Genomic DNA, 12393 nt, shown 5'->3' with positions numbered 1-12393 from the left:
ATTCTGCTCAGATAGGAGCGTATCCACCTATGAAAATCAATAAGATGTACTGGCTGCTCCTACCCGGGCTGCTGTTCCTTACCGTATTTATGCTGATCCCGATTATATTGACGATTGGCTCAACGTTTGTGCAAGAAGGCAAGCCTACCTTGGAAGGGTATCTGTACTTTTTCAAAGATGCGTATTTCAATCGGATTCTACTGACAACTCTACGAGTGAGTGTATTTACAACTGTGATCTGTATCGCTCTCGGTTATCCGGTGGCTTACTATATTTCTCGCTTGGGTACACGAAAAAAAGGGATTTTACTAGCTTTATCTATTTTTCCGTTGTTGACCAGCCCTGTTGTGCGCTCGTTTAGCTGGATGATTATTCTAGGACGTAAAGGTCTAGTGAATAATGCTCTGGTCGCTACTGGGATTGTCGATAAACCGATCGAAATTTTGTATACACCAACAGCGATGATTATCGGACTGGTGCATCTATTTTTACCATTGATCATTATTACACTTGTAGGTGTGATGGAAAATGTAGATAGTGAACTGATTCGTGCCGCAGAAAGTCTGGGCGCTTCTCGGTTTACAGCATTGCGTAAAGTATTATTTCCGCTCACGATTCCGGGTCTGATCATCGGAAGTGTACTTGTATTTGTCGGTAGTCTAACCGCGTATACCACTCCAGCCTTGCTTGGAGGCAAAGAACGGGTAATCTCTACATTCCTATATCAGAATGCAATGACATTAAATGATTGGTATCTAGCTTCAGTGATCGCTACGATTATGATTGTGATTACACTGGTTGTTGTAGGATTGATGAACAAAGTAGCTACGAAATTGAATCCGAAGGGGTGAGACGAAGATGAAAGAAAAACATTACGGACTGGCGATATTTAGCACGTTAGTTTTTATTTTTCTGCTAGGACCACTGGTGATCATCTCGGTCACCTCATTCGGACCGGGCACAGTATTGAAATTTCCACCAGATGGATTTTCACTCAAATGGTATCAAAATATATGGGCAGTCGATATGTTTCCGAAGACGTTTGTCACCTCTATTATTATTTCGTTATTAGGGAATTTACTTGCTCTGATTCTGGGTGTACCTGCGGCATACGCGCTAAGTCGATATCACTTTCGCGGACGTGATTTGCTCAATGCGATCTTTTTATCACCGGTGTTGATTCCCGGTATTGTACTTGGTTTTACGATGCTCAAATATGTGCTAGTTATGTACCAATTGCCAATTTATGCAGGTCTCTTAGTCGGGCATACAGTCATTATGTTGCCGTTTATTATTCGAGTGATTGGTTCCAGTCTATCGAACTTTGATTTTTCGATCGAAGAAGCGGCAGTTAGTCTTGGTGCAGGACGTTTACAAGCTTTTTTCAGAGTGGTATTACCGAATATTCGCTCAGGCATTATGGCGGCGGTATTGATCGCTTTTCTGGAGTCATTCAATAATGTCGATATCTCGGTATTTATGACAGGACCGGGAATTAGTACATTGCCGATCCAAATGTTGACGTATGTACAGAATTATTTTGATCCAACGATAGCTGCGATTTCGGTCGTATTGATGATATTGACCGGTCTATTGATGTTCGTGATTGAGCGTCTGATGGGTGGACTGGCTTACTTTACCAAACGATAAGGGGAGGCATACGACGATGACATTACTCAGCTTAGAACAGGTATCGGTGGCGTATGATAACCACCTGATTTTGGAGAATTTCGATCTCAAATTAGAAGAAGGTAAATTACTTTCATTACTCGGACCAAGCGGTTGTGGCAAAACAACCACATTGCGTCTGATTGCAGGCTTTTTGGAGGCAAAAGGTGGCAAATTTATGTTCGACGGGCGTGATTATACCCACCTACCTGTGAACAAACGCAATTTTGGATTTGTTTTTCAAAGTTATGCGTTATTTCCACATTTGTCGGTCTATGATAATGTAGCGTTCGGCTTACGTCTGCGCAAAATGAAAGAAGCGCAAGTGAAAGAAAAAGTATTACGTATGCTTGATATCGTTAGTCTGAATGGCTTTGAAAAGCGGTTCCCGCAAGAATTGTCTGGTGGACAACGTCAACGTGTAGCTATTGCCCGCGCACTGGTGATTGAACCGGATCTGCTACTATTTGATGAACCGTTAAGTAATCTGGATGCTAATCTCCGAGTGACGATGCGTGTTGAGATTCGTCGTTTACAGCAAGAATTAGGAATGACTGCGGTCTACGTATCTCATGATCAGGAAGAATGTTTTTCGATCTCCGACCAAGTAGCAATAATGAATGCTGGCAAAATCGAGCAATTAGGTGCTCCTACCGATATCTACCAGTATCCCAAAACCGAATATGTCGCTCGTTTTATCGGGTTTAATAACTTTTTGGTGTTTGATGGGACTCGTCAAGGAAATACAGGGCTAGAGTGGACGATTGGAGATTACGGATTTGATGTGCAATTACAAGCCGGTCAATCGACAGCGAACACGTACAAAGGCGCGATCCGTCCGGAAGATTTACGTATTATACCTTTAGGTCAACTGACGGATCTACAAAAGTCTCTGTCCAATCAAGTACCAGGAACAGTCAAAGTCAGTACGTATCTAGGACGAAGTTATCAATTTGAAGTACAGACAGCGTTAGGCGCATTTACAGTTAATCAAGAAATGGATATCCCGATCGCACCCGGTCAACAGGTGATGATTACTTTTCCAGCGGATAAGATTGTGATGGTGGGACAATGAGTAGTGTAAATACATCTGCATCCTCTCCAATCGCTGTAGATCTGCTTATCACCAATGTTCAGGTTTACAATAGTTACTATAAAGAATTTCGTACAGGCGATGTAGCCGTTAAGGGAGACAAATTTCTATATATTGGTCAACAAAGCAGTGATCGTTTTGCCGCCGAGCAGATCATCGAAGGTCATAGACGATATATGATCCCCGGTCTAATCGATATCCATTTGCATATTGAAAGCTCGATGGTCACACCAGCGACCTTTTCTCACGGCATTTTACGTCGCGGAGTCACAACGATCGTACCTGAACCGCATGAGATGGCTAATGTATTCGGGCTTGAAGGGGTCAAAGAAATGATTGCCGCCAGTCAAGATGTGACGTGCGATATGATGTATAGTATTCCTAGCTCTGTACCCGCCACACCGCTGGAAACAACAGGCGGTTCTATCGAGATTGCGGATATTGACGAGTTGATGCGCACGGAGTCGATTATTTGTCTGGGTGAAATTATGAACTATGTCGATGTGATACGTGATCCAGAATGCAAAACGAATCAAATTTTACGTCATATGAAGACGCATTATCCGCATCTTGTTATCGAAGGGCATACGCCCAAGTTACTTGATCTAGATCTCCATCAATTGATCACAGCAGGAATCGATTCTGATCATACCCATCAGAGTATTGAAGGAATGACAGAGCGTATAGCAGCAGGGATGTTTATTGAACTGCAAGAGAAATCAATGACACCGGAAATTATGGATTATATGATTCATCATGATGTTGCAGAACATTTCTGCTTTGTGACAGATGATGTGATGACCGATAGTCTAGCGTGGCGTGGGCATCTGGATTATATCGTCCGTAAAGCGATTCAGATGGGAATGGCACCTGAAGCAGCAGTCTATGCAGCTACCTTTACACCTGCAAGAAGAATGAATATGAGTGATCGTGGAGCCATAGCACCCGGTAAATTAGCCGATTTTATTTTACTATCCGATATCGAGCAGTTCCAGATTGATGAAGTTTACAAAAAAGGATTGTGTGTGTATCAGCAGGATCAGCCGTATATACAGCCTTCTTCCCAACCACAATTCCCAGCTCACTTTTATCAGAGTGTGAAGTTAGAGCTACTGAACGAGCAACATTTTCAAGTTCCAGTTCATAACGATGACGGTCTGTATGAATGTCGGGTAATGATGGTCAAAGACGGATCAACCTTTACCGAAGAACGTCTAACTGATGTAAGTGTGCGTAATCAGCAGTTGATGTGGGAACAGAGCGGGTATGGATTGATCGCTACATTTGAGCGGTATGGAAAAAATGGTAATCATGCGTATGGTCTGATCGGTGGAGATACGATTACACGTGGTGCGATAGCAACAACCTATTCACATGACAATCATAATCTGCTTGTCGTCGGTCGTAATCCACAAGATATGGCAATAGCAGCCAATGAAGTGATTAGTAAGCAGGGTGGATTCTGTGTTGTATTAGATGGAGAAATCATCGCTTCCCTGCATTTACCTGTAGGTGGTATCTTAACAGAAGCCCCACTGGAAGAAACAGCTGTTGCTGTGGATCAACTGGTTACGGCTATGCGTGAACTAGGGTATAAGCATTATAATCCGATTATGTCGATTAGTACGCATTCTTTACCCGTTAGCCCTGCACTCAAAATTACTGATTATGGTCTTATTGATGTTAATCATGGGAAAGTAGTACCTTTATTAACAGGAGCTACTCGAAATAGTATGAATTCTTCCTATTAAGACTGCATCATCTTTTATGCTATCTCTACCTGAAATGATGAAAAGCATAATTATTCAAAATAGTCATACTAAAAAAGCCGTTGCTCCTCTACATAAAGGAAAACGGCTTTTTAGATTCGCTACTTTTTTGACGATATCCCAAAAACGTGTAGGATAGATTACATATAGCGAAAATAGAGCATAAGATGATAACTATTCAGGAGGTATCTGTATGAAAACACAAGCACAGTATATAGAACAATTACATTCGTTGTTACAACGTACTTCTTTACCGAAAGAAGAGTATATCAATTATATTACGAATCCGTTTATGTCATCTTTTCGAGAAGACTTTGCTCCTTTTGTCGAACTGACTGCCACAGGATACCGACTACAGATGTATGAACGTGGACAAAATGTGTTTACCAAAATGATATACGATGAGGATGCGATGTTGTACTGGATATTAGCGTATACGATTGAATTGGTGACTCATATTCGCTTATTACACAAATACAAAGTCGACAACAAAACCTCTTTTCTTACATATGATGAACAGCTAGTAGGAGAATGGCAACATGATCAGACGCAAATATTTGATGCGATTGGCGGCATATATGCACAATGGTGGCATGAGAAAGGTAAAAGAGCAGATATAGAATCAATCTAGCATCATAAAGGTTACCCGATCATTTGATGGGCTTGATGCTTCATCTGTATTAATTGTTCCCGGATATGAACCACTGCACCGATAATAATCATCGCTGGATTACTCACATGAGCGGCAGTGGCTATTTGATTTATATCCGCCAGTGTACCTGTAAATATGCGCTCGGCTTCGGTTGTTCCATTTTCGATAATAGCGACAGGGGTTGTAGAAGGTTTACCGCAAAAGATCAGTTCACTACAGATTTCTTCCAATTGACTGACACCCATATAGATTGCCAGTGTATCCACGCTGTGAGCGAGTAGATCCCACCGCACAGGGGACGGAGATAGCGGTGGAGCGGAAGAGAATATCGATTCTGTCGTGGTTGGCTCAATCGCTGGATTCGCCCTGCAGACCGTAATACAAGCAAATGATGTCGCTACACCACGATGAGTGAGCGGAATCGAAGCACTGGCGGCTGTTCCAATCGCTGATGTGATACCCGGTACAATCTCATAAGGAATATGATGTTCAGCTAGAAATAAAGCTTCTTCTGCACCCCGTCCAAAAACAAAGGGGTCGCCTCCTTTGAGTCGAACCACAGCATGACCTGCTGATGCATAAGAGAGTAGTGTACGATGAATAGTGGCTTGATTCATATGATGCAATCCAGGCGCTTTACCACAAAATAGCCTCTGTGCATCTGGACGGGCATAGGTTAACAACTCGTCATTCACCAGACGATCATACATAATCACATCGGCTTGCTGAATCCGCCGTAATGCTTTGACTGTAATCAATTCAGGATCACCTGGACCTGCCCCGATAATGCTTACTGTGCCATATGCTCTATTCATCTTCACCACTCCTTTGCTCAAAATGTGATATAGATCGCTCCACTATCAGGATCGACTTCTGTATTGTACGTATGCACACAACCTTCATCAGGTTCTTGTACTTTGCCACTTCGTAGATCGATTTTCCAATCATGTAAAGGACAATGAATCGCTGTCCCGCAGACCATCCCTTCAGATAATCGTCCTTTTTTGTGAGGGCAGCTATTTTCAACGGCATGAATACTACCATCACTAAGGTGAAACAAAGCAATCTCGGTCTCACCTAGTTGGAAAGTACGTGATCCTTTTTTATCGATGTCTTGAATATGCCCTACATGTAATTTGGTCATCGTCATCGCAGTTCCCCCTTAATGCATAGATGTGGTCGATCCGGTTAATGGTGCTGGGTTCAAAGGTTCAAAGTTTTTGCGTAATTCGTCTTTGGCAATAATTTCTTTCCACGGATCAGAAGTATAACTCAGCGTTTCTTCTATACGACTAACCAGCTCCAAGCGAGTCTGTTGATCGGCAAGTGCTTCTTTGACATGATCTAGACCTACACGTTCAATCCATGCGGCGGTGCGTTCATTAAAGCGAGCATGTTCACGATAATATTGTAAATACGCGCTGGACCATTCCATCACTTCTTCTTCCGTTTTGACTGTGCATAGCAGTTCGGCAGCCCGTACTTTAACACCACCATTGCCTCCCACATGCAGTTCCCAACCGCCATCGATAGCCACTAAGCCCAAATCTTTGATTGTCGCTTCTGCACAGTTACGTGGACATCCAGAGACCGCTAATTTTATTTTGGCAGGGCCAGTTAAGCGTTCATATGCTTTTTCCATTTTGATTCCCATTGCCATCGCATCTTGTGTCCCAAAGCGGCAGAATGTATTACCCACACATGTTTTGACTGTACGTAATGTTTTGCCATAAGCATGACCGGAAGGCATATCCAATTCTTCCCAGATTTTAGGCAGGTCTTCTTTTTGGATACCGAGTAAATCTAATCGTTGACCACCTGTAAATTTAACGAGTGGTACATTATATTTTTCAGCTACATTGGCTATTTTTTTGAGATCAGCAGGTGAGGTGACTCCGCCATAGATACGAGGAACGACTGAATACGTACCATCTTTTTGGATATTGGCATGATACCGTTCATTGGTGAAGCGAGATTCTTTTTCATCTTCATATTCTGCTGGAAATAACATGCCTAGATAATAGTTGAGTGCTGGACGACATTTGGAACAGCCTTCAGGTTCGCGCCATTCCAGTACATTCATCACTTCTTTGACTGTTTTGAGACCCATCGTTTTGATCTGCTCTACAATCTCGTCACGTTGTAGTGAAGTACAGCCGCACATGCCTTCTTTGACCGCTACCTGAGCTGAATCTCCAGCATAATATTGAAGCAATCCTTCTACAAGTGGAGCACAACCTCCGCAAGAAGCAGAAGCTTTGGTACAAGATTTGAGTGATCCCATCGTATGACAACCTTGATTCAGTACTGCATCACCGATCGCTGCTTTGCTAACACCGTTACAACCACATACGATTTCGTCATCAGCCATACTTTCTAATCGTTGCAAAGGAGATACTGCCGCCGCACCAGCTACATAACCAGTGAGCAATTCTTTTTCACGTCCGACAATCGACTCACCACTTTTGATTAAAGAGAACAATGAACTGCCTTCAGACGTATCTCCGAACAATACAGCTCCAATTAATTTACCATCTTGAATAACTAATTTTTTGTAAATATGATCGATATCATCTTGCATACGTAGCGACTTGGTCTGTTTTGTATCTGCAAATTGTCCTGCTGAAAATACATCTACACCGGCAACTTTGAGTTTGGTCGAAGTAACCGAGCCCTCGTACCCAGCAGTGTCTAGTCCTGCGAGACGTTTAGCAAGTACAGCACCTTGTTCATATAAGGGAGCAACTAACCCGTATCCAATGCCTCGATGTTCTGCACACTCACCGACGGCTGAAATATGAGGAATATTCGTATGCAGATGATCATTGACTACAATTCCGCGATTTATTTGAAGTGCAGAAGATAAAGCTACATCAATATTAGGACGAATCCCTACCGCCATCACCACAAGATCAGCATCTAATGATTCTCCATCTGTGAATCGAAGCCCTGTGACTCTGCGCTTGCCGGTTAATTCAACGGTACGCTTGCCCAGTAAGAACTTCATGCCCTGAGCTTCTAACTGTTCTTGAAGCATCAATCCTGCGGGAAGATCAAGCTGGCGATCCATCAAATGTTCATTAATATGAATAACGGTGACATCCATACCCAGATTCAGTAATCCGCGTGCCGCTTCAAGTCCAAGCAGTCCGCCCCCGACAACAGCTGCTTTATGATGAGTCTGAGCGGTTGAGATCATGGTCTCACAATCTTTAATATCTCGAAATCCAATCACTCCGTCTTTGTCTGAACCCGGAATAGGTGGGATAAAGGCTCTTGAACCTGTTGCGATAATCACTTCATCATAGTCAACATGCAAGCCAGAAGCAGCAATGACCTGACGGTTCTGCACATCTATACGTACGACTGGATCACCTGTATGTAGAGTGATCTGATTTTCACTGTACCAATCATGGTCATTGATAATGATATCGTTGATCGAAGCGCCACCTGCAAGCACGGTAGATAATAAGATACGATTATAGTTCGGATGAGGTTCTGCTCCAAAAATAGTGATCTCATATGCATGTGGTGCTAGCTTCAGTAAATGCTCTATCGTCCATACGCCTGCCATTCCGTTTCCGATCAGTACTAATTTTTTGGGTGTTGTCATGATGATCTCTCCTCCTATAATCTCTGTAAAATATAAAAAGCCTGTCTCATTCCAACCAGAGATAAGCGTGCGAAACGCTTGGTACTCTGATATAGGGTAGAGACAGGCTTCATTGCCGTCTATGATTTAGATACTCCATTGTATCTATGATATTCAAAAGAAATGTAGTTCAATATAATGATGGGACAAGCTGAATATGTTATTTTTCGATAAACCAACTATAAAAGATGTATAATTACATGTCAATATAAATAACATAAAAATTTTATTTGAAATTAGAAGTTAATTATGTTTACATGATAAATATCGAAATAACCTCATTTACCTTCTTTTTCTCAAAAAAGAGCTGAAATATATATATTTACTTTAAAATTTAGCTTTTCATGTGATATTTTCTATTATATATTTCATATAAAGTATTAAGTGATATGAGGAGGGAGTACCTCTCAATGCGTTCTTTACTGATTATCCGTATGAATAATATGATCTGTGGTCCGGATCAGTTAGAGTCTGTGGTATTACCTGAGACTTTGCTGGAAGATAACGGGTATCAGGCGTCGATTTCAGTTGGGGCTGATGATGTCAAATCTTTGTTAACCAAAGCCGATGCTGTAGTGCTTGATCTACCTATTGAAGAGATTGCTATCCTCGAACATATTCTGACGCATTCACGCAATATCCCGATGTTATGGTGGTGCAGTCCATATACCACCTCTTCTTCTGTCCAAGCCTGTGAAATGGAAAGTGCTATTGATGGGATTCTTACACCTACCATGAAAGAACAAGACCTTCACTGGGCACTTCATTTTGCAGCTAAGATCTGTATCGAAAGGCAACAATGGCATAGTGAACGTCAGCAATTGGTCTCCCGCTTAGAAGATCGAAAGTGGATCGATATGGCAAAAGGCATTTTAGCAGATATGAAAAAGATCTCTGAAGCAGAAGCCTATGACATTTTACGTAAAAAAGCGATGAACGATCGTAAACGCCTTGTAGATGTTGCCACAGCGATCGTTAAAGCCCATCAATTGTTACAATCTTAATAGTCAAAGGAGGAACCTGACGTGAACATGACGGACATACTGAAAGAAGTAGGTCGAGGCAAAAGAGGTTCCAGAGATCTTACTTATGATGAAGCGATAGCGGTAGGCGAAATGATTTTGAATCGAGAAGCTTCTGATGTACAGATCGGTGCTTTTTTGATGGCAGAACGGATGAAGATGGAAAATATAGAAGAAATGCATGCGTTCGTAGATATCTGTCGTAAATATGCATTACGTACTTCTTCGATCAATAGTCTAGATTGTGCAGCGCCTTATGATGGACGTACGGCTTCGTTTATCGCCAGCTTTGCGACTTCATTTGTGCTAGCGTCCACAGGTCAAAAAGTGACGTTACATGGCAGTGAGCCACTACCTCCTAAATGGGGAGTTACATTGCCTTTGTTATTGCGTGAAATGGGAGTCAATACCGATCACCTAACACGAGATCAATCTCTATATGCCGCCCAAGAAACAGGGTTATTATTTGTATCAGCAGAGCAGTGGTGTCCTCCTCTTGGCGCTTTGCGTACATTGCGTGAAGAAATAGGGGTACGTACGATCCTGAATAGCGCTGAGAAATTAATGAATTATAGTCATTCTCCTTATCTAGTATATGGCGTGTTCCATAATACGTTTTTTGAACGAATTGCTAAAGTATTGCAACGGCTGGATTATCAGCGTGCCGCTATTATTCAGGGAGCAGAGGGGTCGGAAGATTTATTTATTGATCGTCCTACACGTACGTATGTAGTAGAACATGGTGAAGCTCGTATGGAGATTATAGATCCTGAAGTGTATGGACTTGATATTTCGTTGCCTGAAATAAGCTGGACAGCCGCTACACAGATCGAAGTGACTGAACAGGTGTTACGCGGACAAGCCGATCTTGCATTTACTAATCAAGTACTACTCAATAGTGCTTACCGCTTAGCACTAACAGGCCAGACAGGCTCGATTGAAGAAGGCGTATATACCGCTAAGTCTATATTGGAAAGTGGCAAAGCTTATCAAGTCTACTGTCACTGGGGTCAGCTGATGCGTGGCGAACAGCCTAATATGTTATCGCTTGGGAAGATATAAACATACAAAAAACCGCTTCTCCTGTTGAGGAAAAAGCGGTTTTAATGTTTTTAGCCAATGATTGAATGAGGATCATCCAGATCAGATACCATTATGATTCGGTATCTTCATGTTCATCGGTTTCGACTACTTTTTTGACAATCTCTAGCTTGCGATAACGACGTGCGCTACGACGCAATACTTTGAACGTCAGATCTTCAAATTCATAGATTGCTCCAATGGCAAGATCAGGACGTTGACCGTATAACCAACCACTGATCGTATCCAATTCCTCATCATCCAGATCGGTACCTAACAGATCGTTGACACGGTTGATAAATACTTTACCATCGACAATCAGATGATGTGGAGCAATTTGTTGAATTTCATCTTCTTCATCGGCATCGAATTCATCGCGAATCTCGCCCACGATTTCTTCCAAAATATCTTCAATCGTAATCATCCCTGAAGTCCCGCCATATTCATCGACTAATATCGCAATATGTGTTCCTTCACGTTGCATTCGTTTGAGCAAATGCTTTACAGGTGTGGTCTCCGATAAAGACATCACCGGATGAATCAATGGAGCAACATTCAGATTCGGCGTTTCTTCCGCTGCTAAAAAGAACTGCTTGGTATTGATCATACCGATAATATTATCTTTACTTCCTTCCGCTACAGGAAAACGAGTGTATTGTTCTTTACGAATAATCATCCGATTTTCTTCCGGTGATTTCTCGGTAAATAAACACACCATGTCTGTACGGGGAACCATTAATTCTTTGGCTAGCATTTCATCAAAAGCAAAAATACGACTCACATAACCATATTCACTTTGATTGATTTTGCCACTTTCATAGCTTTCATTCAAAATAATATGCAATTCTTCTTCCGAGTGAGCTTCTTCATGTTCGCTTGCAGGTTGTAGACCAATCAAGCGTGTTAAGAAGATAGCCGATCCATTTAAAATAAAAATAAAAGGATACATCAAACGGTTAAACCAGATAATCGGACGAGCGGTATACAACGTCACTTGTTCTGCTTTGCGTAAAGCCACTGTCTTCGGCGTTAATTCACCAACAACCACATGGAAATAAGTTACTAATAATAAAGCAATCGCATACGATAAAATATGACTGAGTGATTCAGTAACACCCAAATTAGCAAAGATAGGAGATAACATATACTCTACAGTCGGTTCTCCTAACATACCCAGCCCTAACGCTGTAATGGTTATGCCTAATTGACAGGTAGACAGGTAACCATCCAGATTCGAGATGACTTCTTTCGCATAACGAGCATTTTTGTTTCCCTCGGTGATCAATTGATCGATACGACTACCTCTTACTTTTACAATCGCAAATTCCACAACGACGAAAAACGCAGTAAAGATAATTAAAATTACAAATAACGTTAAATTAAGTCCTATATTAATACTGTCAGACAACAAACTCTCTCCCTTCGTGCGTGCCGATCCTATCGGGTCAGCATCCGCG

Annotated in this window: 11 protein-coding genes; 7 read left to right on the top strand and 4 right to left on the bottom strand. The window is 41.9% G+C overall.

The genetic code is table 11. The annotated features are described in order from the left end of the window. The first annotated feature begins 29 nt into the window (after window positions 1-29). The 5 genes from PaeCFBP13512_RS11320 (at window position 30) to PaeCFBP13512_RS11300 (ending at window position 5161) form a co-directional block, all read left to right on the top strand. Complete coding sequence (locus PaeCFBP13512_RS11320; protein ID WP_069327666.1) at window positions 30-851, top strand: ABC transporter permease; 822 nt, start codon at window positions 30-32, stop codon at window positions 849-851. 7 nt (window positions 852-858) lie between these two features. Next, entirely contained in the window at window positions 859-1650 is a 792-nt protein-coding gene (locus tag PaeCFBP13512_RS11315) for an ABC transporter permease (protein WP_069327667.1), read from the top strand. A gap of 16 nt (window positions 1651-1666) precedes the next feature. Then, a complete protein-coding gene (locus PaeCFBP13512_RS11310; RefSeq protein WP_137223138.1) occupies window positions 1667-2743 on the top strand; it encodes an ABC transporter ATP-binding protein in 1077 nt (358 codons plus the stop codon). After that, window positions 2740-4512: an adenine deaminase gene (locus PaeCFBP13512_RS11305; RefSeq protein WP_441343329.1), complete on the top strand. Its 1773-nt coding sequence runs from the start codon at window positions 2740-2742 to the stop codon at window positions 4510-4512. Before PaeCFBP13512_RS11310 ends, PaeCFBP13512_RS11305 begins: the two co-directional genes overlap by 4 nt. Window positions 4513-4723: 211 nt before the next feature. Continuing rightward, the gene (locus PaeCFBP13512_RS11300) at window positions 4724-5161 is read left to right on the top strand and encodes an Imm63 family immunity protein (protein ID WP_137223136.1); all 438 of its coding nucleotides are present in this window, start codon (window positions 4724-4726) and stop codon (window positions 5159-5161) included. 11 nt (window positions 5162-5172) lie between these two features. On the opposite strand, the gene cobA is transcribed toward PaeCFBP13512_RS11300, so the two are convergent. From cobA to nirB, 3 genes are read right to left on the bottom strand one after another with little or no spacing between them, the layout of a single operon-like run. Continuing rightward, the gene (gene cobA / locus PaeCFBP13512_RS11295; RefSeq protein ID WP_137223134.1) at window positions 5173-5997 is read right to left on the bottom strand and encodes a uroporphyrinogen-III C-methyltransferase; all 825 of its coding nucleotides are present in this window, start codon (window positions 5995-5997) and stop codon (window positions 5173-5175) included. A 17-nt stretch (window positions 5998-6014) separates the two neighbouring features. After that, window positions 6015-6326 (bottom strand): nitrite reductase small subunit NirD, encoded by a 312-nt coding sequence (nirD, locus tag PaeCFBP13512_RS11290; RefSeq protein ID WP_069327780.1) that lies wholly within the window; start codon window positions 6324-6326, stop codon window positions 6015-6017. Between the two features lie 18 nt (window positions 6327-6344). Further along, window positions 6345-8795 carry a nitrite reductase large subunit NirB gene (nirB, locus tag PaeCFBP13512_RS11285; protein WP_137223132.1) on the bottom strand — a complete coding sequence of 817 codons (2451 nt, stop codon included), beginning with the start codon at window positions 8793-8795 and terminating at the stop codon, window positions 6345-6347. A gap of 449 nt (window positions 8796-9244) precedes the next feature. On the opposite strand from nirB, the gene PaeCFBP13512_RS11280 reads away from it, so the two are divergent. Next, entirely contained in the window at window positions 9245-9838 is a 594-nt protein-coding gene (locus tag PaeCFBP13512_RS11280) for an ANTAR domain-containing response regulator (RefSeq protein ID WP_137223130.1), read from the top strand. A gap of 21 nt (window positions 9839-9859) precedes the next feature. Then, window positions 9860-10918 (top strand): anthranilate phosphoribosyltransferase, encoded by a 1059-nt coding sequence (locus tag PaeCFBP13512_RS11275; protein WP_137223128.1) that lies wholly within the window; start codon window positions 9860-9862, stop codon window positions 10916-10918. Between the two features lie 91 nt (window positions 10919-11009). Here PaeCFBP13512_RS11275 and PaeCFBP13512_RS11270 read toward each other — a convergent pair whose 3' ends face one another. Next, window positions 11010-12344 carry a hemolysin family protein gene (locus PaeCFBP13512_RS11270; protein ID WP_137223126.1) on the bottom strand — a complete coding sequence of 445 codons (1335 nt, stop codon included), beginning with the start codon at window positions 12342-12344 and terminating at the stop codon, window positions 11010-11012. Window positions 12345-12393 lie beyond the last annotated feature (49 nt).

Source organism: Paenibacillus sp. CFBP13512 (assembly GCF_005233705.1).
In the GTDB taxonomy this organism is placed as follows: Bacteria; Bacillota; Bacilli; order Paenibacillales; family Paenibacillaceae; genus Saccharibacillus; species Saccharibacillus nuruki.
Note: the sequence above shows the minus strand (reverse complement) of the source record. Positions and strands in the feature narration are given on the sequence as shown.

Bases quoted from the DNA above. Each gene is read 5' to 3' on its own strand.
- nirB (WP_137223132.1), bottom strand. From the start codon at position 8,795: ATGACAACACCCAAAAAATTAGTACTGATCGGAAACGGAATGGCAGGC.
- PaeCFBP13512_RS11305 (WP_441343329.1), top strand. From the start codon at position 2,740: ATGAGTAGTGTAAATACATCTGCATCCTCTCCAATCGCTGTAGATCTG.
- PaeCFBP13512_RS11280 (WP_137223130.1), top strand. From the start codon at position 9,245: ATGCGTTCTTTACTGATTATCCGTATGAATAATATGATCTGTGGTCCG.
- cobA (WP_137223134.1), bottom strand. From the start codon at position 5,997: ATGAATAGAGCATATGGCACAGTAAGCATTATCGGGGCAGGTCCAGGT.
- PaeCFBP13512_RS11320 (WP_069327666.1), top strand. From the start codon at position 30: ATGAAAATCAATAAGATGTACTGGCTGCTCCTACCCGGGCTGCTGTTC.
- nirD (WP_069327780.1), bottom strand. From the start codon at position 6,326: ATGACCAAATTACATGTAGGGCATATTCAAGACATCGATAAAAAAGGA.
- PaeCFBP13512_RS11315 (WP_069327667.1), top strand. From the start codon at position 859: ATGAAAGAAAAACATTACGGACTGGCGATATTTAGCACGTTAGTTTTT.
- PaeCFBP13512_RS11310 (WP_137223138.1), top strand. From the start codon at position 1,667: ATGACATTACTCAGCTTAGAACAGGTATCGGTGGCGTATGATAACCAC.
- PaeCFBP13512_RS11300 (WP_137223136.1), top strand. From the start codon at position 4,724: ATGAAAACACAAGCACAGTATATAGAACAATTACATTCGTTGTTACAA.